Annotated in this window: 22 protein-coding genes; 14 read left to right on the top strand and 8 right to left on the bottom strand. The window is 56.3% G+C overall.

All coding sequences use genetic code 11. The features are described from left to right. Window positions 1–22: 22 nt before the first annotated feature. A complete protein-coding gene (gene hglS, locus VPX56_RS11360; protein ID WP_326471846.1) occupies window positions 23–1,366 on the bottom strand; it encodes a 2-oxoadipate dioxygenase/decarboxylase HglS in 1,344 nt (447 codons plus the stop codon). Window positions 1,367–1,821: 455 nt separating this feature from the next. On the opposite strand from hglS, the gene VPX56_RS11355 reads away from it, so the two are divergent. The 7 genes from VPX56_RS11355 to VPX56_RS11325 all read left to right on the top strand — a co-directional run bounded on the left by VPX56_RS11355 (window position 1,822) and on the right by VPX56_RS11325 (window position 8,152). Beyond that, entirely contained in the window at window positions 1,822–2,007 is a 186-nt protein-coding gene (locus VPX56_RS11355) for a con-10 family general stress protein (protein WP_119936120.1), read from the top strand. 77 nt (window positions 2,008–2,084) lie between these two features. Continuing rightward, window positions 2,085–2,582: a YciE/YciF ferroxidase family protein gene (locus VPX56_RS11350; RefSeq protein ID WP_326471844.1), complete on the top strand. Its 498-nt coding sequence runs from the start codon at window positions 2,085–2,087 to the stop codon at window positions 2,580–2,582. A gap of 58 nt (window positions 2,583–2,640) precedes the next feature. Continuing rightward, window positions 2,641–3,147, top strand: a complete 507-nt coding sequence (locus VPX56_RS11345) for a ferritin-like domain-containing protein (RefSeq protein WP_131632696.1) — start codon at window positions 2,641–2,643, stop codon at window positions 3,145–3,147. Between the two features lie 15 nt (window positions 3,148–3,162). After that, a complete protein-coding gene (locus VPX56_RS11340; RefSeq protein ID WP_131632697.1) occupies window positions 3,163–4,035 on the top strand; it encodes a manganese catalase family protein in 873 nt (290 codons plus the stop codon). Window positions 4,036–4,104: 69 nt separating this feature from the next. Continuing rightward, window positions 4,105–5,508, top strand: coding sequence for a cytochrome ubiquinol oxidase subunit I (locus VPX56_RS11335; RefSeq protein WP_010435240.1), 1,404 nt, complete (start codon window positions 4,105–4,107; stop codon window positions 5,506–5,508). Next, entirely contained in the window at window positions 5,508–6,518 is a 1,011-nt protein-coding gene (gene cydB, locus VPX56_RS11330) for a cytochrome d ubiquinol oxidase subunit II (RefSeq protein WP_119936125.1), read from the top strand. Before VPX56_RS11335 ends, cydB begins: the two co-directional genes overlap by 1 nt. Window positions 6,519–6,526: 8 nt before the next feature. Then, window positions 6,527–8,152: an alpha-amylase family protein gene (locus tag VPX56_RS11325; protein ID WP_326471839.1), complete on the top strand. Its 1,626-nt coding sequence runs from the start codon at window positions 6,527–6,529 to the stop codon at window positions 8,150–8,152. Here the strand turns inward: VPX56_RS11325 and VPX56_RS11320 are convergent, their stop codons facing one another. The 4 genes from VPX56_RS11320 to VPX56_RS11305 are packed head-to-tail and all read right to left on the bottom strand — an operon-like array spanning window position 8,153 to window position 10,636. Further along, entirely contained in the window at window positions 8,153–9,139 is a 987-nt protein-coding gene (locus VPX56_RS11320; RefSeq protein ID WP_326471837.1) for an SDR family oxidoreductase, read from the bottom strand. A 10-nt stretch (window positions 9,140–9,149) separates the two neighbouring features. Further along, on the bottom strand, window positions 9,150–9,665 hold the full coding sequence (locus VPX56_RS11315) for a 2-oxo-tetronate isomerase (protein WP_131632700.1): 516 nt from the start codon (window positions 9,663–9,665) through the stop codon (window positions 9,150–9,152). A gap of 11 nt (window positions 9,666–9,676) precedes the next feature. After that, window positions 9,677–10,123, bottom strand: a complete 447-nt coding sequence (locus VPX56_RS11310; protein WP_326471834.1) for a DUF421 domain-containing protein — start codon at window positions 10,121–10,123, stop codon at window positions 9,677–9,679. Between the two features lie 9 nt (window positions 10,124–10,132). After that, window positions 10,133–10,636, bottom strand: a complete 504-nt coding sequence (locus VPX56_RS11305; RefSeq protein ID WP_326471832.1) for a hypothetical protein — start codon at window positions 10,634–10,636, stop codon at window positions 10,133–10,135. Window positions 10,637–10,775: 139 nt separating this feature from the next. Between VPX56_RS11305 and VPX56_RS11300 the strand changes: the two genes are divergently transcribed. From VPX56_RS11300 to VPX56_RS11285, 4 genes are all read left to right on the top strand, one after another. Beyond that, the gene (locus tag VPX56_RS11300) at window positions 10,776–11,165 is read left to right on the top strand and encodes a YdeI family stress tolerance OB fold protein (RefSeq protein WP_131632702.1); all 390 of its coding nucleotides are present in this window, start codon (window positions 10,776–10,778) and stop codon (window positions 11,163–11,165) included. 65 nt (window positions 11,166–11,230) lie between these two features. Continuing rightward, on the top strand, window positions 11,231–12,115 hold the full coding sequence (locus VPX56_RS11295; RefSeq protein WP_326471829.1) for an SDR family oxidoreductase: 885 nt from the start codon (window positions 11,231–11,233) through the stop codon (window positions 12,113–12,115). Between the two features lie 165 nt (window positions 12,116–12,280). After that, the gene (locus VPX56_RS11290) at window positions 12,281–13,204 is read left to right on the top strand and encodes a LysR substrate-binding domain-containing protein (protein ID WP_263609729.1); all 924 of its coding nucleotides are present in this window, start codon (window positions 12,281–12,283) and stop codon (window positions 13,202–13,204) included. Between the two features lie 290 nt (window positions 13,205–13,494). Further along, the gene (locus VPX56_RS11285) at window positions 13,495–15,879 is read left to right on the top strand and encodes a glucose/quinate/shikimate family membrane-bound PQQ-dependent dehydrogenase (protein WP_326471825.1); all 2,385 of its coding nucleotides are present in this window, start codon (window positions 13,495–13,497) and stop codon (window positions 15,877–15,879) included. Window positions 15,880–15,954: 75 nt separating this feature from the next. Here the strand turns inward: VPX56_RS11285 and VPX56_RS11280 are convergent, their stop codons facing one another. The 3 genes from VPX56_RS11280 to VPX56_RS11270 all read right to left on the bottom strand — a co-directional run bounded on the left by VPX56_RS11280 (window position 15,955) and on the right by VPX56_RS11270 (window position 19,230). Then, on the bottom strand, window positions 15,955–17,646 hold the full coding sequence (locus VPX56_RS11280; protein WP_326471823.1) for a methyl-accepting chemotaxis protein: 1,692 nt from the start codon (window positions 17,644–17,646) through the stop codon (window positions 15,955–15,957). Between the two features lie 159 nt (window positions 17,647–17,805). After that, window positions 17,806–18,924 (bottom strand): S-(hydroxymethyl)glutathione dehydrogenase/class III alcohol dehydrogenase, encoded by a 1,119-nt coding sequence (locus VPX56_RS11275; protein ID WP_326471821.1) that lies wholly within the window; start codon window positions 18,922–18,924, stop codon window positions 17,806–17,808. A gap of 30 nt (window positions 18,925–18,954) precedes the next feature. Continuing rightward, window positions 18,955–19,230 carry a metal/formaldehyde-sensitive transcriptional repressor gene (locus tag VPX56_RS11270; protein ID WP_131632708.1) on the bottom strand — a complete coding sequence of 92 codons (276 nt, stop codon included), beginning with the start codon at window positions 19,228–19,230 and terminating at the stop codon, window positions 18,955–18,957. A gap of 140 nt (window positions 19,231–19,370) precedes the next feature. Between VPX56_RS11270 and VPX56_RS11265 the strand changes: the two genes are divergently transcribed. The 3 genes from VPX56_RS11265 (at window position 19,371) to ycgZ (ending at window position 20,900) form a co-directional block, all read left to right on the top strand. Further along, window positions 19,371–20,039: an epoxyqueuosine reductase QueH gene (locus VPX56_RS11265; RefSeq protein WP_326471818.1), complete on the top strand. Its 669-nt coding sequence runs from the start codon at window positions 19,371–19,373 to the stop codon at window positions 20,037–20,039. A 119-nt stretch (window positions 20,040–20,158) separates the two neighbouring features. Further along, window positions 20,159–20,431, top strand: a complete 273-nt coding sequence (locus tag VPX56_RS11260) for a CsbD family protein (protein ID WP_131632710.1) — start codon at window positions 20,159–20,161, stop codon at window positions 20,429–20,431. A 229-nt stretch (window positions 20,432–20,660) separates the two neighbouring features. Next, window positions 20,661–20,900: a regulatory protein YcgZ gene (ycgZ, locus tag VPX56_RS11255; RefSeq protein WP_131632711.1), complete on the top strand. Its 240-nt coding sequence runs from the start codon at window positions 20,661–20,663 to the stop codon at window positions 20,898–20,900. Window positions 20,901–21,046 lie beyond the last annotated feature (146 nt).

The raw sequence follows: 21,046 nt of genomic DNA, 5'->3' as shown, positions 1-21,046 counted from the left end.
ACACCCCAGCAGAGTAACGATTTCAGAGCAAACCGCAACGCTGTTTACTGCGCGTCTCAGCCTCCTGGTAGAGCGTAAACTCGTCGTGCACCGGACATCCCAGCGCCGTTTCGAACGCATCCCGACTGGCGTTGCCGTGGCTGCGCGCCTGGGTTTCGTTCCCGAGGTTGGACTGGAAAATGCCCGCCGCGCTGACGGGCAAGAAATCCTCGTAGGTAATCGGCTGGGCGATCACCCAGCCCCGCTCAATCAGCGGCTGCGGGTCGTCCCCGGGACGAAACGCGTGCCGGTGCGCTTCCCCTGCCGGGGTCAGGCGATAGCGGAAATAGGCCAGCTCCTGGCGCCGCATTAACATTTCGCTGTCCGGGAAGTCGCTGAACGCCTCCCGCAAATGAAGCTGGTGCATCAGGTTGTCTTTGCCGGTTCCGGCCTGGCCGAGCAGCTTATCGTATAGCTGGCGGCCTTTCGGCGTAAGCGCGACGCCGCGCTGTTCAATTTCGCCAAACCGCGCCGTATGGGTGCCTTTATGCTCTCCGGCAAAGAGAACCGGCTCCTCCAGCGCTTTAAAGCTGGTCTGACGCAGCAGCACCGGCACCTCACGGCGCGGCGGGCCTTCAATCAGAATTTTCGGTTCAATTCCGTATTTAGGCATCAGCTCCTGCACCCGGTCGATATCCAGCGTGCGCGGCGTGAGATGGTTAATGTGGCAACCGGGGAAACAGACCACGTCGGCAATCAGCCGATGTTCATTGCTCAGCGCCTGATAGGTGTCCCAGTCGACCGTCGCATGGCGGTGCCAGCGGAAAGTCTCTAGCGCTTCCTTCACAAACTCCCGAGCCTGCGGGTCGGTAAACTGCCCTTCCGCCTCGTGCAGTTCAATGAGCTCCAGGCAGCGCGGCGTAAAGATAGCGCGGCGAGAGAGGATCTTCGCGGCCCGCTCGCGCAGTGATGGATTTTCGATTAACTCAAGCCGCAGCAGCGACGTAAAAATGCGAAACGGATTGCGGCACAGCGCCGCATCGTCAACGGGACGAAACGCCGTTGAGTGAACGGGGACGCCTGCCTGAGAGAGATCGTAATAGCTGACCGGATACATCCCCATAATGGCAAACATGCGGCGTAGGGTGGCAAGCTCACGCGCCGTACCAACGCGGATCGCGCCGTGGCGCTCGACGTTCAGCCGCGCAAGCTCATCGGCGTTCGCCAGTTGTTCATGTAAATGTGGGTTGTTTTCGAGAACCGCCAGGTTCACATCCGCAACCAGTTCAAGCAAGGTGCCGTACTGCGGAACTTCCTGCTGGTACATCGCCGACATAGCCTGCGAAAAATGTTCCCGAATATCATCAGCCGTGATGGTGTTCGCCATGATGTCATGCCTCCAGTGAATACTACCTGGAGTGTAGAAAAGGCCGCTCCTTCCGGTGGGAAGAATTTAGGATTTGTGATCTTAAGACGTGAGTGGTTAAGCCGTGCGCGGCTATGCCACTTGTTCAGAACAAGAAAAATTAATCCAGGATTAATCTGCATTTATCATCAAATTTTATTTCAATTGGCTTATATGAAGGATGTAAATATATGTTGTCGCATTAATAATGCGGTTAGCCCCATTAAACACAACCGGTTACGTCGCTCCGTCAAAAATATATTACCTGCAAGCGAAGCGTTAATTACCCCCTTTTAGTTAGCCATAAACGCCAGATATCCAAATTATATTTGACTCAGCGCCACCAGCGTCTAGAGTTATTAATCGAACGACGAGTGATACGGATTATTTTCTTCGTATCTTACTGACATAACCAATATATGAATATGAGGTTTAATATGGCAGAGCATCGTGGTGGTTCCGGTAATTTCGCTGAAGACCGTGATAAAGCATCAGAAGCTGGTAAGAAAGGTGGCCAGCACAGCGGTGGGAATTTTAAAAATGATCCCCAGCGCGCGTCAGAAGCCGGTAAAAAAGGTGGTCAGAACAGTCACGGCGGAGGCCGTAAATCTGACAATTCCTGATCGTATTTTATGACCAGTGAGTATGCTGCGGGCCTCACGGCTCGCAGTAACCTTTACCTGTTTAACCGGAGCGTAATATGAATATGAAAAGTATTGAAGACGTCTTTATCCATCTCCTGTCCGACACCTACAGCGCGGAAAAGCAGCTGACACGCGCGTTAAGCAAGCTCTCCCGCGCCGCCTCCAGCGAACAACTCAGCGCCGCGTTCGCTTCGCACCTGGAAGAGACGCAGGGGCAAATTGAGCGTATTGACCAGATTGTTGAACAAGAGTCGGGGATCAAGCTCAAGCGTATGAAGTGTGTGGCAATGGAGGGGCTCATCGAAGAAGCAAACGAGGTCATTGAAAGCACGGAGAAAAATGAAGTGCGAGACGCGGCGTTAATTGCTGCAGCGCAAAAAGTCGAACATTACGAAATTGCCAGCTACGGCACCCTCGCCACGTTAGCAGAACAGCTTGGCTATAAAAAAGCCGTCAAGCTCCTTGCCGAAACGCTGGAAGAAGAGAAAGAAACCGATCTTAAATTAACCGATTTGGCCGTTGGTAATATTAATCAAAAGGCCCAAAAAGGTTAACCCAGGAAATAATGAGCATCAGCATTTAAATTATTTAAATCACTCCCAGGAGTTTATTATGAATCATGTAGAACACTACCATGATTGGCTGCGCGATGCCCATGCGATGGAAAAGCAAGCTGAATCCATGCTGGAATCGATGGCCAGCCGCATCGATAATTATCCTGACCTGCGCGCGCGTATTGAGCAGCACGTCAACGAGACAAAACGGCAAATTACATTGCTGGAAGAAATTCTCGATCGTAATGATATTTCTCGCTCTGTCTTGAAAGATTCCATGAGCAAAATGGCCGCTCTCGGTCAGTCCATTGGGGGGATGTTCCCTTCCGATGAGATCGTAAAAGGCTCGATCAGCGGCTACGTTTTCGAACAGTTTGAGATCGCCTGCTATACCTCCCTGCTGGCGGCGGCCAAAAAAGCGGGTGACACCGCCTCGGTGCCCGCTATCGAAACCATCCTCGCGGAAGAACGCGAAATGGCCGACTGGCTGATTCGCCACATTCCGCAGACAACGGAACAGTTCCTGCTGCGCTCTGACGCGGACGGCGTTGAAGCGAAAAAATAACAAGAGGGAGTGTATATGTTCCGACACGTAAAACAGCTGCAGTATACGGTTCGCGTTGCCGAACCGAATCCGGGCCTGGCTAACCTTTTGCTGGAACAGTTTGGCGGGCCGCAGGGCGAGCTTGCCGCCGCCTGTCGTTACTTCACTCAGGGACTGAGCGATGACGATCCTGGCCGCAAAGATATGCTGATGGATATCGCTACCGAGGAGCTGAGCCACCTCGAAATTATCGGCACCCTGGTCGGTATGCTTAACAAAGGGGCCAAAGGCGAACTGGCGGAAGGCGTTGAAAGCGAAGCAGAGCTGTATCGGTCCATGACCGAAAACGGTAACGACAGCCACATCACTTCGCTGCTTTACGGTGGCGGTACGCCGCTAACCAACTCGGCGGGCGTCCCCTGGACCGCGGCTTATATTGACACCATTGGTGAGCCGACCGCCGACCTGCGCTCTAACGTGGCGGCAGAAGCAAGAGCCAAGATCATCTATGAACGGCTGATTAACGTGACCGATGACCCCGGCGTTAAGGATGCGCTGGCGTTTCTGATGACGCGTGAGGCGGCGCATCAGCTCTCATTTGAGAAGGCGCTGCAGTCCATCCGCAATAATTTCCCCCCCGGAAAACTGCCGCCCATCCAGGAGTACACCAACAAGTACTACAATATGTCTGAAGGTGGAGAAGTCCGCGGAAGCTGGAACAGCGATAAGCACTTCGATTATGTGGAATCTCCCCAGCCAGCGGTCGACGGCGGTGATGGCAGTGCAAGCGTGACGCTCACGAAAGAGCAAGCCACGTTGGTTAAGGCCATGTCTGCGCGCACAAAGTCCGATCCTAAAGCCGATCCGCTAACCGGCGCCGAGCTTGGCGCAGGGAAGAAAAAACCGTAATCGGTTTTGCCAGGCGGCCCAACGCTGCCTGGCAATTCTCGTTAGCCCTCCGTTCCAGAGGTACGGCCCATGTTCGAACTCGATGCATTTCATCTGGCCAGAATCCAGTTTGCCTTTACCGTCTCCTTTCATATCCTTTTTCCTGCCATCACCATCGGGCTCGCCAGCTATCTGGTGGTGCTCGAAGGCATGTGGCTGCGCACCAAAAACGACGTCTGGCGCTCGCTGTATCATTTCTGGCTCAAGATCTTTGCCGTTAACTTCGGCATGGGCGTGGTGTCAGGGCTGGTGATGGCCTACCAGTTTGGGACCAACTGGAGCGGTTTTTCTCAGTTCGCAGGCAGCATCACCGGACCGCTACTCACCTATGAGGTACTTACCGCCTTCTTCCTCGAAGCCGGTTTTTTAGGCGTGATGCTGTTCGGCTGGAACAAGGTCGGCCCGGGGCTACACTTCTTCGCGACCTGCATGGTGGCGCTGGGTACCCTGATGTCTACCTTCTGGATCCTCGCCTCCAACAGCTGGATGCACACGCCGCAGGGCTTCAGCATACAGAACGGTCAGGTCATCCCCGAAGACTGGCTGGCCATCATCTTTAACCCCTCCTTCCCGTACCGGCTGATTCATATGTCGATTGCCGCGTTCCTCAGCAGCGCGCTGTTTGTGGGCGCATCGGGCGCGTGGCACCTGCTGCGCGGTAACGACACCCCTGCCGTGCGCAAAATGTTCTCCATGGCAATGTGGATGGCGCTGCTGGTCGCCCCCATCCAGGCCGTGGTGGGCGATATGCACGGCCTGAACACGCTGGAGCACCAGCCCGCCAAGATTGCGGCCATCGAAGGACACTGGGAGAACCCGCCAGGAGAAGCCACGCCGCTGCTGCTGTTTGGCGTGCCGGACATGGACGAAGAGCGTACCAAATACGGGCTTGAGATCCCCGCGCTCGGCAGCCTGATCCTGACGCATAGCCTGGATAAACAGGTGCCCGCCCTGAAGGATTTTCCGAAAGAAGATCGGCCTAACTCGCTCATCGTCTTCTGGTCGTTCCGCGTCATGGTCGGGATGGGGCTGCTGATGATTGCGCTCGGCGCGCTCAGCGTCTGGCTACGGTATCGGCACCGGCTGTACCATTCGCGCCCGTTCCACTGGTTTGCCCTGTGCATGGGGCCCGCCGGGCTGCTCGCGCTGCTGGCAGGCTGGGTGACTACCGAAGTGGGCCGTCAGCCGTGGGTGGTTTACGGCTACCTGCGCACGATTGACGCCGTATCGCTGCACAGCACGCTGCAGATGAGCATCAGCCTGCTGGCCTTTATCGTGGTCTACTGTTCGGTATTCGGCGTGGGCTATGTCTATCTCGTCCGGCTGATTAAGAAAGGGCCGCAGCCTGTCGGCACGCTGACCTCTAACACCTCGGGCACCCCTGCCCGTCCGCTGTCTGCCGCTGAATCTGTTCCTGAAGAGGAGAGAAGCTGATGGGCGTTGATATCTCGGTTATCTGGTTTGCGATCATCGTCTTTGCCACGCTGATGTACATCGTTATGGATGGCTTTGACCTCGGAATTGGGATGCTCTTCAGCTTTGTCGGCGATGCCAAAGAGCGCGACGTGATGGTGAACAGCGTCGCGCCGGTCTGGGACGGAAACGAAACCTGGCTGGTGCTCGGTGGCGCGGGGTTATTCGGCGCCTTTCCGCTGGCCTATGCGGTGATCGTGGATGCGCTGACCATTCCCCTTACCGCCATGCTGATTGGCCTGATCTTCCGCGGCGTGGCGTTTGAATTTCGCTTTAAGGCCACCCCGTCGCACCGCAAATTCTGGGACTACTCCTTTGCGGGCGGATCGCTGCTCGCCACCTTCAGCCAGGGCATCGTCGTGGGCGCAATGATCAACGGCTTCGACGTGGAAGGCCGCCGCTTCGTGGGCTCATCGCTGGACTGGCTGACGCCGTTCAACCTGTTCTGCGGGCTGGGGCTGATCGTCGCCTATACCCTGCTGGCGACCACCTGGCTCATCATGAAAAGCGAAGGCGCGCTGCAAACCCGCATGCGCGAGCTGACCCGCCACGTGCTGCTGGCGCTGATGGTGGTCATCGCCGTGGTGAGCATCTGGACGCCGCTTGGCTGGCAGTACGTGGCCGACCGCTGGTTCACCCTGCCTAATTTCTTCTGGTTCCTGCCGGTCCCCATTCTGGTGGCGGTGTTTAGCCTGCTGATCTGGCGGCTGACCCGCAATCCGAACAGCCATGCCCGCCCGTTCCTGCTGACGCTTGGTTTAATCTTTCTCGGCTTTAGCGGGCTGGGCATCAGCCTGTGGCCGCACATTATTCCGCCGCGCATTACCCTCTGGGAGGCCGCCGCACCGCCTGCCAGCCAGCTGTTTATGCTGGTCGGGACGCTGCTGATTATTCCGGTGATTCTGGTGTACACCGCCTGGAGCTACTACGTCTTCCGGGGCAAAGTGTCTGATACGGAAGGCTATCACTGAGGTGCGCTATGGCAGGCTGGCATACACGAGCCATTATCTACCAGATTGATACCGCCCTGTTTTACGACCTGAACGGCGATGGCTGCGGAGACATCGCCGGAATAGGGGCAAAGCTGCGCTACATTCGCCGGATGGGGGCGACGGTTATCTGGATCACCCCGTTTTATCTGACGCCGTTTCTGGATGAAGGCTACGACGTCAGCGACCATCTGCAGGTCGATCCGCGCTTTGGAAAACTGAAGGATATTATCGCGTTTATCGAGCAGGCCCGCGAGCTGGGCATGCAGGTGATTATCGAGCTGCTGATCCAGCACACCTCGGACGCGCACCCCTGGTTTCAACAGGCGCGCCGCAATCCGCAGTCCCCCTTTCGCGACTATTATCTGTGGTCAGACAGCGATGATGACGATACGCCGCCGATGTTTCCCGGCGTCGAGAAGAGCGTCTGGTCATGGGACGACGAGGCCGGGCAATACTACCGGCACATGTTCTATCGCCACGAGCCGGACCTCAATCTCGCCTCGCCTGCCGTACTCAAGGAGATCGACAACATCATCCTCTTCTGGCTCAAGCTCGGCGTATCGGGCTTTCGCCTGGACGCCGCGTCTCACCTGACAAAGCAGGCCGGGCGTGGGGAGGAGAAAAAGGGGCTTTGGATCCTCGAGCATATGCGTCAGCTGATTGAGCAACATAACCCGGAGGCGATCCTGCTTGGCGAAGTGGACGTCGAGGTAGAGGAATATAAAGACTACTTTGGCGATAACGATCGCCTTAACCTGGTGCTGAACTTCTGGCTTAACAAGTACTTCTACGTCAGCCTGGCCGAAAAGAGCGCCCGCCCGCTGCGTAACGCGGTGAAGAAAATGATCGTGCCGCCCGATTCCTGCTGCTTCGCCAACTGGCTGCGCAACCATGACGAGCTGGACCTCGAGGGCATTGGTCAAAAAGCCAAACAGAGCGTGCTAGACACCTTCGCGCCGGAGGAAAATATGAACGTGTATCAGCGCGGCATTCGACGTCGTCTGGCGCCGATGCTGAATGGCGATCAAAAACGGCTGGCGTTCTGTCACGCGGTGCTGTTCTCTCTGCCCGGCGTACCGGTGATGCGCTACGGGGATGAGATCGGCATGGGAGACGATCTGTCGCTGGAAGAGCGCTACGCCGTGCGAACGCCGATGCAGTGGGCGGGCTCGCAGGGCGGTGGATTTTCGGATGCCGATCCTGACGCATTTATCGCCCCCATCATCGATCGCGGCCCCTACCGCTACCACAAAGTCAACGTGGCGGATTCGCTCCTGCACCGCAGCTCCCTCCTGCACCGGATCATGGATATCGCTAACACGCGCTCGGAGTTCCCGGAAATCGCCGTTGCGCCGTTTCGGATCATCAATGTGGATAACGATGCCGTGCTGGGGATTTACTACGAGGCCGACGAACGCAGCATTCTGACCTTTGTGAATTTTAGCGACAAACCGGTTACGTTCGTCGCCAAAGGGATCCGGCACGCGACCTGGACCGCCTGTCTGGCAGACAAACATTACGATGATGCGCTACTCCCCGGCAAAACGGTTGAGCTGAGCCTCAGCGGCTACGGTTACCGCTGGTTCTGGACCAGCCGCACCGCGCTGCGCTGACTATTTTTTTCGGATCGTCAGCAGACGAGCCAGGACCACGCCCGCCACCGCGAGCGAACCGAGCAGTACCTTCCCCGGCACGCCGGAGGTCACGGTCACGGCGCGGTTTTTCGCTTCGGCAGTAAAACGCCCGTGGATCCTGTGCAGATCGTTGACGGGGCGATCGAGGTAGTCCTGACGATCTTCGGCATTCAGCGTATCGGTCATCTGCCCTTCCCAGGCTTTGCTGACCATCAGCCGATCGAGAAAATTGGGGAACAGGAACTGCCCGACAATCGACTGGACGGTGCTGCTGCCCACCCAAAGTTCGCGCACCGGTTTTTGCGCGACCTTAAAAATGGCGCTGGCCGCCACTTCGGGCTGGAAGACGGGCGGAACGGGACGCATCGCCCAGGCAAATTTATTCCTCGCCCACTCAAACTGCGGCGTATTGAGCCCCGGCATCTGCACCATTGATATCGACACCCGGCTATTTTCGTGCATCAACTCGGTGCGCACGGCGTCGGTGAACCCCCGTATGGCCGCTTTCGCGCCGCAGTAGGCGGACTGCAGGGGAATGGAGCGGTAGGCCAGCGCAGAGCCGACCTGGATAATCACCCCGCGATCGCGAGGCACCATCAGCTCCAGCGCGGCGCGGGTGCCATTGACGTAGCCCAGATACGTCACCTCCGTGACGCGGCGAAACTCCTCGGGCGTCATTGTCCGAAACGGTGCCAGCACGGCCCCCATGGCGTTATTAATCCATACGTCAATCGCGCCGAGACGATATTCGATGTCGTTGGCGGCGTCGGCTACCGCCTGGCTATCCTCCACGTCGGCCTGAACGGCGTACGCGTTCACCCCAAAACGGCGCAGTTCCTCCTGCGTAGAGTGCAGGCTGTCTGCGTCGCGGGCAATAATCCCCACGTCATACCCCGCTTTGGCAAAGTGCAGCGCCGTGGCTTTACCCACGCCCGCCGTCCCCCCGGTAATGACAATTACGGCCATATCCCCTCCATCATGACGTCAAGCCCGATAGCTCCCCGATCAGCTCCGTTAACGAATAACGGACCGCTTTTTCCACCACGTCCTGGCATTCACCGGAAAAGTGCACGGTACTCGTTTCCGTACGCCCCCGTAAATTCCAGGCGAAGCAGACGGTACCTGCTGCCGTACCGTCGTCGCCCCCTTCCGGGCCAGCGTATCCGCTAATGGCGATACTGATATCGGCCTCGGCAATCTCGCGAATTTTTGCGGCCATTTCGGTGACCGTCTGCTCACTGACGGCGGTGAAGCGCTCAAGGGTTTCGCGACGTACGCCCAGGATCCTCTCCTTGGCCTCATCGCTGAACACCACCATCCCAACATCATAGAACTCTGCCGTGTTCTCCTCAGCGCAGAGCGCAACCGCCAGATTGCCGCCGGTGCAGGACTCCGCCGTGGTTAAGCGAAGCCCTAAATCCGTCAGTTTCGTCGCCAGCTTTTTGGTGAGCTCGCCCGTGGTCTCGTTTTTATCGTGATCCAGATTGCTCATTAGGGTGCCTCTTAATTTTCAAAGGGAATGATTGAAATATGCCCATTCCGTTCAAGAATAGCGTATTTAATTTTAGCGAACTCGGTAATGCCATTATTTTGCCGGGCTGACACAAGAATATCATCGCAGGAAACATCAACTTTCTTCAGCTTATCGGTGAGCGGGACACCGTTTTCCACCAGAATAACCGGCGTGCCGTCCAGAATATTTTCAACGGGTGAAAAATATTTCTTCATCAGGCCAAATATTATATCCACCACCACCAGCGTAGTTATCGTAATCATTGCCCCGGTGACCGAGAAATCCTCGCCCAATAGCGCCTGCTGCGTCGCCTCGCTGATAATCAGGAGCAGAATCAGGTCGAAACTGGTCATCTGCAGCAAGGCTCGCCGCCCGGCCACCTTAAATACCACCACCAGAAACAGATATATAGCCAGAGCACGAAAGACCATATCCATGTTCGTCTCCTAAGGATAAATAACCTGCCAGAAAGGTATTTCGGGCTCGTTGTTGACACGCAGCGTATTTGTCCACTTACCGGCTTTAGAGGGCGTCACAAACAGCTGAATGGAGAATTTTTCATTCTGCTCCAGGTTGTTAAAGACAAAGAAGAGCGTATTGCCCCGGCTGTACATGCTGTCCGGCTGTGGCCATATGCTGCCGGGTTCATAAGCCTCCCTGTCCTCGCTTGTCATGCCGATCACGTACTTTCCCGGCGCCTTAACCGGAAATGCGATCCGTACCGGAAACTCCGTTTCACGCCGTCCAAAGCGCTCATAGCTAATCGTGAGCGTTTTTGCCGAATTTGTTTTTTCGGTATCACTCACCATTCCGCTTGAAAACAGACCGGCAATCGCGGCCACAATAATGCCTAACAAGACCACAAAGCCGACCTGACGAAAGGCATATTCGAACGTCTGCAAGCGATAACTTTCATTTATACCGGGCAACTTTTCATTTTTACGATTCATCTGCGGCATCACCGTTTCGCTTATTTAGTGAACGTTATGATTTTCATACCAAAATGCTTTTAGGACTTATCACATTTGCCACATAAAGGAATAGCAATAATACTTAATAAGTCAAGACAGCCATAATGAAGGATATCAAATGAAATTATCAGTCATTCCAGCATTATTTATATTACTCGCCCCTGCCGCGTGGGCCGATAATAACGGCGGTTTAGAAAAGGGAGAAGCTCCCCCGCCGCCGCACGCCCTGGATGATGGCTATCGAGGCACTGACGACGCGCGAATTATGACCATTAATCAGGCAAAAGAAATGCACGATGGCGCATCGATTTCACTGCGCGGTAACCTGATTGATGGCAGCGGCGATAAATATGTTTTCCAGGATAAAACGGGCAAAATAGACGTTATTATCCCTAAGGCGGTATTTGACGACAGAACCGTCAAGCCCGATCAGATGATCAGCATTAACGGCTCGCTCGATAAAAAATCATCACCTCCCGTCGTACGAGTCGATCGTTTACAGAAATAAATTCAGCGAAGCGTTAACGCTGCCACTATCCATCAAATCTCACCCCTTGGCCTAAGGAGTCAGCTATGAGTGATACTCAACAACGTACCGACGCTTACCCGCAACCTCCCTTCCCGGAGCAGCCCCAAACGCCGCCGGGTCTGGCCTCTGACATGCAGCCTGCCCCCGACCACGGGGAAACGAGCTATAAAGGCCACGGTCGCCTGGCCGGGAAAAAGGCGCTGATCACCGGCGGCGACTCCGGTATTGGTCGGGCCGTCGCGATTGCCTATGCCCGTGAAGGCGCAGATGTCGCTATTAACTATCTCCCCGAAGAAGAAAAAGATGCCGCTGAGGTGATTGACCTGATCAAGGCGGAAGGACGCAGGGCCGTTGCGCTGCCCGGCGATATACGGGACGAGAATTTTTGCCAGAATCTGGTGGAGGAAGCCGTCACGCAGCTGGGCGGGCTGGATATCCTGGTGAATAACGCGGGCCGCCAGCAGTATCGGGAATCGCTGGAAGACCTCACGACCGAGGATTTCGACGCGACGTTCAAAACGAACGTCTACGCCCCTTTCTGGATCACGAAGGCCGCGCTGCGACACCTGAAAGCGCCAGCCTCTATTATCAATACCTCCTCCGTGCAGGCAGTGAAACCCAGCGCCGTGCTGCTGGACTATGCCCAAACCAAAGCGTGCCTTGCCGTGTTTACCAAAGCCTTGGCCAAGCAGCTTGGGCCAAAAGGGATACGCGTCAACGCCGTCGCGCCCGGCCCTTACTGGACGGTGCTGCAGCCAAGCGGCGGACAGCCGCAGGAAAAAGTGAAGCAGTTCGGGGGAGATACGCCGCTGGGCCGCCCCGGTCAGCCCGTTGAGATCGCCCCGCTGTACGTCACTCTGGCCTCGGATGAATGTTCGTATACGTCGGGCCAGGTATGGTGTTCTGACGGCGGTGACGGGGTAATTTAAGCCCCCAGGCGAAGCAAGAGAGGACAAGGACGTCTTCCGACCCACCCGCTGCGAAAAATGCGTTGTAACTCAAACAGATTAAATGTTAAAAATATTTTGCTATCAAGTTATCAAAATTAAACAACTTAGCTTGTCACCCGCATCGCTCTGTTTTTAACATCGCCTATGGAAAAAAATGGTCTGTTCAGTCAGCGCATACGCTTGCGCCATTTGCATACATTTGTGGCCGTCGCTCAACAGGGAACGCTGGGGCGAGCGGCTGAAACCCTTAACCTAAGCCAGCCAGCGCTGTCAAAAACGCTGAACGAACTGGAACAACTTACCGGAACACGGCTGTTCGATCGTGGCCGTCTTGGCGCGCAGCTCACGCTCGTGGGCGAACAGTTTCTGACGCACGCCGTTAAGGTCCTGGATGCGTTGAACACCGCGGGCCAGGCGCTAAACCGCAAAGACGAGCAAACCACCGAGATTGTGCGCGTGGGCGCGCTTCCTACGGCCGCGCTCGGCATATTGCCCCCCGTCATTGGCCAGTTTCACAAGCACCAGCGGCATACCACTATCCAGGTCGCCACCATGAATAACACCATGCTGCTCGCGGGGCTGAAATCTGGCGAGCTGGATCTGGGGATTGGCAGAATGTCGGACCCTGAGCTGATGGGCGGCCTCAACTACGAACTGCTTTTCCTGGAATCGCTGAAGCTGGTCGTTCGTCCTAAGCACCCCCTGCTGCAGGATACCGTGACCCTGAGCCGCGTCATGGAATGGCCTGTCGTGGTATCCCCCAAAGGCACCGTCCCACGGCAAAATGCCGAAACGTTACTGCAGATGCAGGGCTGCACGATGCCATCCGGCTGTATTGAAACCCTCTCGGCGTCACTTTCTCGTCAGCTGACGGTGGATTTCGACTACGTTTGGTTCGTGCCGTCGGGCGCGGTCAAAGACGATCTGCGCCAGGGCACGCTCACCTCACTACCGATCGTCTCGCCGGGCGCGGGGGAACCCATCGGCATATTAACCCGCGTTGACGCCCCGCTTTCTGCAGGGGCGCAGACCCTGCTGAGCGCCATCCGCAAATCGATGCCCGCCTGATACCCCCTTATTGCCTGAATTTCTAACCCGTCGTGGTGACGGGTTTCTTCTGCTCTCTAATCAAATAATGCGAAATCATTCATTAACAATTGCGTAAAACAATTTAACAGTTTTATCATAGCCACGAATTCACCAAATGGTTCGCACTACGTTTGTTAACCGTGAATTTATGCGCTAGCGAACCTCTCCCTAGCGTTATAACCAGCATAACCCCGTCTTTTGTTATCCATTTGGTACAGATGCCACACAGCACGGACCCTAACAAGACGGGCGTATTTAAGGAGACAGAAATGGCATTTGGCAGCGCGCCGCGCGGGATCCCTCGTATCCTGCAGTGGCTCCTTGCCGGACTGATGGCGCTCATCGGTCTGGCGGTCGGCGGCTTGGGCTTCAAGCTCGCGACGGTGGGAGGAAGTTGGTACTTCCTGATTATGGGCGTGGTGATGGTGATTGCCGCCATCCTGATTTTCACCGGCCGCACCAGCGGCATTGTGCTCTACGCAATCGCGTTTATTGCTTCACTCTTCTGGGCGGTGAGCGACGCAGGCTGGGATTTCTGGCCGCTCTTCTCACGCCTGTTCACGTTCACCGTGCTGGCGTTCCTGAGCGCCATCGTCTGGCCTTATCTGCGTGCTGCCAACGCCAGCGCGCCGGTGAACAAGACTCCGGCCTTTGGCGTCGCGGCAGTGTTGGCCGTGGCCATGCTGGTCAGCTTCGGCTGGATGTTCAAACCGCAAACGCTGGTATCGGCCAACGAACCGGTGCCGGTGAAACCCGTCGCGCCGGGCGAACAGCAAAAAAACTGGGAGCACTGGGGTAACACTACCCACGGCGACCGCTTCGCCGCGCTGGATCAAATCAACAAGCAAAACGTTGGCGACCTGAAGGTGGCCTGGGTGGCGCACACCGGCGATATCCCTCAGAGCAACGGGTCCGGTGCCGAAGATCAAAACACCCCGCTGCAGGTTGGCGACACGCTGTACGTCTGTACGCCATACAGCAAGGTGCTGGCGCTGGACGTCGACTCCGGCAAGGAGAAATGGCGTTACGATTCGAAAGCCACTGCGCCAAACTGGCAGCGCTGCCGTGGTCTGGGCTACTTTGAAGATCATCAAAATGTGACAACGTCACAGGCCGATGCGCAGCCTGCCGCCTGCTCTCGTCGTCTGTTCCTGCCTACCACCGACGCCCGCCTGATTGCCATTAACGCCGACAGCGGCAAGGTCTGTGAAGACTTTGGCGATCGCGGTACCGTTGACCTGAGCGTCGGCATGGGCGAGATCAAGCCGGGCTACTACCAGCAAACGTCAACGCCGCTGGTGGCGGGTAACGTTGTGGTCGTCGGCGGACGCGTGGCGGATAACTTCTCCACCGGCGAACCGCCGGGCGTGGTGCGAGCCTATGACGTTCATACCGGTAAACTGGCATGGGCATGGGACCCGGGTAATCCGAACCTGACCGGCCTGCCGCCTGAAGGCCAGACCTACACGCGCGGCACCCCAAACGTCTGGTCTGCGATGTCTTACGACGCCAAACTCAACCTGATCTATCTGCCGACCGGCAACGCCACCCCGGACTTCTGGGCGGGTGAACGTACCGCGCTGGACGATAAATACAGCTCATCCATCGTGGCCGTGGATGCTACCACCGGCCAGGTGCGCTGGCATTTCCAGACCACCCACCACGACCTGTGGGACTTCGACCTGCCTTCCCAGCCGCTGCTGTACGACCTGCCGGACGGTAAAGGCGGTACGACGCCCGTGCTGGTGCAGACCAGCAAGCAGGGCATGATCTTCATGATCAACCGCGAAACCGGTAAGCCGGTTGCGAAGGTGGAAGAGCGTCCTGTTCCGGCGGGTAACGTCGAGGGCGAGCGCTACTCTCCAACCCAGCCGTATTCCGTCGGCATGCCGATGATTGGCAACCAGACGCTGACTGAATCCGACATGTGGGGCGCCACGCCTGTCGACCTGCTGCTGTGCCGCATTCAGTTCAAAGAGATGCGTCACCAGGGCGTGTTTACCCCTCCGGGTCTGGATCGCTCCCTGCAGTTCCCCGGCTCGCTCGGCGGGATGAACTGGGGCAGCGTATCGGTCGACCCGAACAACGGCCTGATGTTCGTTAACGACATGCGTCTTGGCCTGGCGAACTACATGGTCCCGCGCGCGAATGTTGCCAAAAATGCGAGCGGCATCGAGATGGGCATTGTGCCAATGGACGGAACGCCGTTCGGCGCCATGCGCGAACGCTTCCTGTCGCCGCTGGGCATTCCGTGCCAGAAACCACCGTTTGGAACCATGTCCGCAGTTGACCTGAAATCCGGCAAGCTGGTGTGGCAGGTTCCGGTTGGTACCGTTGAAGACACCGGACCGCTGGGCATTCGTATGCACATGCCAATCCCAATCGGCATGCCGACGCTCGGCGCATCGCTGTCTACACAGTCTGGCCTGCTGTTCTTTGCCGGCACCCAGGACTTCTACCTGCGCGCGTTTGACACCGCCACCGGGAAAGAGATCTGGAAAGACCGTCTGCCGGTGGGCAGCCAGTCCGGGCCGATGACCTACGTTTCGCCGAAGACCGGTAAACAGTACATCATTATTAACGCGGGCGGTGCGCGTCAGTCGCCGGATCGCGGTGATTACGTTATCGCGTATGCGTTACCCGATAAGAAATAAGATGTGAAAAAGGGACCGAAAGGTCCCTTTTTTGTAGGTCGGGTAAGCGAAGCGCCACCCGACACTGCTGACAACTCAGAACGTCTCCCAGTTATCCCCGGAAACCGCCGCCGCTGGCCGTAACGGCGCGCTCGTTGCTATAGGTGCAGACGGCACCGCGCGGCCCGACTTTGCACCGCTCAGCCGAAACGCCCCTACCGCTTCGGTCAGACGCGCGCCCTGTTCTTCCAGGGATGCCGCCGCCGCTGAGGCCTCTTCCACCAGCGAGGCGTTCTGCTGCGTCACTTTGTCCATCTCAGAAATCGCCTGGCTCACCTGCACGATGCCGCGGCTCTGCTCGTCGGACGCTGCGGCAATTTCCAGCATGATGTCGGTAACGCGCTTCACCGCCTCAACGATTTCATTCATGGTATTCCCTGCGGCAACCACTTCACCCGACCCCTGGTCGATCAAATTCACCGATTCGTTGATCAGGCTTTCAATCTCCTTCGCGGCGTTGGCGCTGCGGCTTGCCAGCGTACGCACCTCGCTCGCCACCACCGCAAAACCGCGCCCCTGTTCGCCCGCGCGCGCCGCTTCTACCGCAGCGTTGAGCGCCAGGATGTTGGTCTGGAAGGCGATGCTGTTAATCACCGCGGTGATTTCAGAAATTTTCTTCGAGCTGGTGGAGATGTTGCCCATGGTTTTCACCACGCCGGAGACCATCTGGCCGCCCCGGCTGGCTTTGCCGGAAGCGTCCTCCGCCAGCTTGCTCGCGTGGTGCGCGTTGTCGGCGTTTTGCTTCACGGTTGCGGTCAGCTGCTCCATGCTCGCGGCGGTCTGCTCAATGGCCGCGGCCTGCTGTTCGGTGCGTGAAGAGAGATCGGTATTACCCGCAGAAATTTCGCTGGTGCCGCGGTAAATCTCCTCGGCCCCCTGACGCACGGTGCCCACCGTGGTGACCAGCGAGTGCTGCATGGTCTGGAGGTCGCGCGAGAGTCGGCCAATTTCACTGCGTCCCGTGGCGTCGTCCGGCATCGTTAAATCGCCCCTGGCGATATTCTCAATGCGGGTGGCGGCACGCTGCAGCGGGTTAATGACCGTGCGGCGCAGCACGATAAAGGTGATTGCCGTCAGCACCAGCGCCAGCGCGAAGGCACCTACCATAAACATCAGGCCGAGCTGCGTACGCTTGTGCGCCTGAGAGGTGAGCGCGTTGGCACGATCGGTACGGATCTTAATCGCCTTCAGCAGAACATCGTTATAGGCATCGTCCAGCGGGCGCGCGGATTCGTTTTCATGATTGATGATGGCCTCAAACATGCCGTTTTTCGCGTATTTGAGCATCGGCTGAAGGCCGGCAACGTAGGCCTCGTAGCGTGTTTTGAGATCGCCATCCAGCGCCTCGTCTGCCGGAGTACGCACGCTGCGGTGCATGTAGGCGTTGAACCCTTCCTGCGACTGCTTAATCCGCTTTTCTGCCTCGCTGATGTTTTGCTTCATCGCATCCATTTCAGCGATACGGCTTGCGGCACCCGCATGGATCATATTGATGCGCGCGGTACGTAAATGGTTGGAGCTGTTCGATAACCCCGTGCGCACCTGGATTTCAGCCGTGACATCCTGCTGGTCGTTATCTGCCTGCAGCAGGAAATAGCCCGCCAGCGCTGAGCTCAAGGCAAACAGAAGAATGATGCCACCGAGAATGGAGGAAAACAGCGGAACCAGCCTGATGTGATGCAAGAAGCTCAGCCTGTGCTGCGCCTGCATCGAAGTTGTGTTGTCCATGACCGTCGACTCTCTTATAGGTAAGATGCGTAAAAACACGCCTGTAAAATAGTCATCGGCACGGCGGGAAATTTGATTACGGCTAAAAGCGCCGGACAGGTCACACTTTAGAGAAGATTATTAAAGAAATGCCAGCGGCAAAAACCGCTGGCAGAATAATCAGTTGTCGCCGAAATGTATGACGGTACGGATGGATTTACCTTCATGCATCAGATCGAAGGCGTCGTTGATCTGCTCCAGCGGCAGGCGGTGGGTAATAAACGGGTCGAGCTGGATTTTCCCGGCCATGGCATCTTCAACCATGCCCGGCAGCTGGGTACGGCCCTTCACGCCGCCGAACGCTGACCCGCGCCACACGCGCCCGGTCACCAGCTGGAACGGACGGGTTTTGATCTCCTGACCTGCGCCCGCCACGCCGATGATGATGCTCTCACCCCAGCCTTTGTGACAGCACTCAAGGGCGGAACGCATCACGTTCACGTTGCCGATACATTCAAAGCTAAAGTCCACGCCGCCGTCGGTCAGCTCAACAATTACGTCCTGAACCGGCTTATCATAATCCTTAGGGTTAACGAAATCGGTCGCGCCCATTTCGCCCGCCAGCTTGAATTTCTCCGGGTTGGTATCCACGGCGATAATACGTCCGGCTTTCGCCTGTACCGCGCCCTGGATGACGGCCAGACCGATCCCGCCCAGGCCAAACACCGCGACGGTATCGCCCTCTTTCACTTTCGCCGTATTGTGCACCGCACCGATACCGGTGGTCACGCCGCAGCCCAGCAGGCAGACTTTGTCCAGCGGCGCCTGCGGGTTCACTTTTGCCAGAGAGATTTCTGCGCAAACGGTGTACTCGCTGAAGGTGCTGGTGCCCATGTAGTGGTAGATTGGCTCACCGTTGTAGGAGAAGCGCGTGGTGCCGTCGGGCATCAGGCCTTTACCCTGCGTGGCGCGAACGGCCTGACAGAGGTTCGTTTTGCCGGATTTACAGAACTTACACTCGCCGCATTCGGCGGTATAGAGCGGAATAACGTGGTCGCCAGGCTTGAGGCTGGTCACGCCCTCGCCCACTTCTACCACCACGCCGCCGCCTTCATGGCCGAGTACCGCCGGGAAGACGCCTTCCGGATCGTCGCCGGACAGGGTAAACGCATCGGTATGACACACGCCGGTATGGGTAATTTTGATCAGCACTTCGCCCTTCTTCGGCGGCGCCACGTCGATTTCAACGATTTTCAGCGGCTGGCCGGGGCCAAATGCGACAGCTGCGCGAGATTTCATATTGTCTTCCCTTATGTGAGGTCTACGGGTTTATTTTAGATAAGAGCGTAGCAAATGGCCGACTTCTGCCATTCGCACCGCTCGCTGATCCGGAGTTGTCTCCCCCGTGACCAGCTCGTCTTTAAGGTGAATTTCAACCATTTCGCCCATCAGGCCATTTGCTGCGCCGCGTACGGCGGCAATTTGCTGCAGGATGGCCAGGCACGGTTCGCCTGATTCCAGCGCGCGTTCCAGGGCATCAACCTGCCCGCGGATGCGGCGTACGCGGGTGAGAACGCGCTTTTTATCTTCGGGTGAATGCGGCATATGCGCTCCTGAACATACTGTAGGGGGGTATGGTATTTTATCCTGATGCATCCTGTAAAGCAGCGATCGACGCCGTTCATTTATAAGAGTCACGTATTGATGCTACAATTCTATAAATTTCATAAATATACGTGGATACAATGAGTACAACTAACTTTATCCGGCCTCAGCTTCACCTGCCCAATGGTGCCGATAAGCTGCTCCTGCACTCGTGCTGCGCGCCCTGCTCTGGCGAAGTGATGGAGGCCATCCAGGCCTCGGGAATTGAATACACCATTTTTTTCTACAACCCGAATATCCACCCTCAGAAGGAATATCTCATTCGCAAGGAAGAGAATATTCGCTTTGCCGAGAAACACGGCGTGCCGTTTGTTGATGCCGATTACGATACGGATAACTGGTTTGAACGGGCCAAAGGCATGGAATGGGAGCCTGAGCGCGGGATCCGCTGCACGATGTGCTTCGATATGCGTTTCGAACGGACGGCGCTGTATGCGGCGGAAAATGGCTTTAGCGTCATCAGCAGTTCGCTGGGCATCTCCCGCTGGAAAAACATGCAGCAGATAAATGATTGCGGTCAACGCGCGGCGGCACATTATCCGGGAATGACGTACTGGGACTACAACTGGCGTAAACAGGGCGGTTCTTCCCGCATGATCGAGATCAGCAAGCGAGAGCAGTTCTATCAGCAGGAGTATTGCGGATGCGTGTACTCGCTGCGCGACAGCAACCTGCACCGTAAGACGCAAGGCCGACCGCTAATCAAGATTGGGAAACTCTTTTACGGCAAGGATGAGGGTGACGAGTAAGATCTCACTGCGGTAAAGATATATCCGAAAATCGACACCTTTCGTGCTTTTTTGCTGTTTCTTTCTGTCAGATCGCTCAGTTAACGCTAACCTTTAAGTATCTACAAAAGGAGGTAATGATGTCTGATTTCGACGCTGATAAACACGCAGATTACGCTGGAGATAAAGCGAAAAACAAACTCGACGAGCTGGCTGGATCAGCCCAACAGCAGTTTGGCGATTTCGTCGACTCACCAAAGCATCAGGTGAAGGGCGCGGCCAGAAAATATGCCGCTCAGGCCAGTGACGCGGTTTCCGATGTCACTGAAGCCGTGCGTAACAACCCGCTGTCGGGCTTGATTGCTGCCGGTGCGGTAGGTGTTGTTCTCGGCCTTCTTCTGGGCCGCAAATGATTGCAGGCCCTCCGGGGCCTGATTCTTCATCTCCTCGCCATTTCCCCTCTGCCACACCGTTTACATCCTGCAGCGTTGCTTCACTTTTTTCCGCCTCAGCGTAAAACCCCAGTGAATACAGGTATTTTAAAAAGCAAAAACTTGTACATTTTTCCTGTACAGTTATCGCCTCATGGTATAGATTCAATCACATCGATGTTACTAAAATGTTCTACAACGGTGGAAAACCATGAGAAGCAACCGCGAAGCATCTTCAGCAGAACACGCTATCACGTTGTATTTTAACAAAAACAACGTACCTACCCAGCAGGAGACGCTTGGGTTGATCGTGGGTGAAATCATTAAAGAAAATGTACAACTGAGCAGAATGACAATTTGTACAAAACTTTTGCGGCGTATTGAAGAATCCTCATGCGAGGAGGAAAAGGCCCACTACAACGGCCTTATTGCCCTCTTCTTTGAGCGATAATGCGAAAAAGATTTTTAACTTACTAAGTTGGTTTCGCTGGGATAAAGAATATATTTATCGATACGCGATAACTAACCCAGTGCTGCAGCCTGAAGTGTGCAGCAGAGTGAGATTGAAGCTATGCATAGAACCAGGTTTGAACGACT

It is taken from the genome of Enterobacter wuhouensis, assembly GCF_035835995.1.
Lineage (GTDB): Bacteria > Pseudomonadota > Gammaproteobacteria > Enterobacterales > Enterobacteriaceae > Enterobacter > Enterobacter wuhouensis.
Note: the sequence above shows the minus strand (reverse complement) of the source record. Positions and strands in the feature narration are given on the sequence as shown.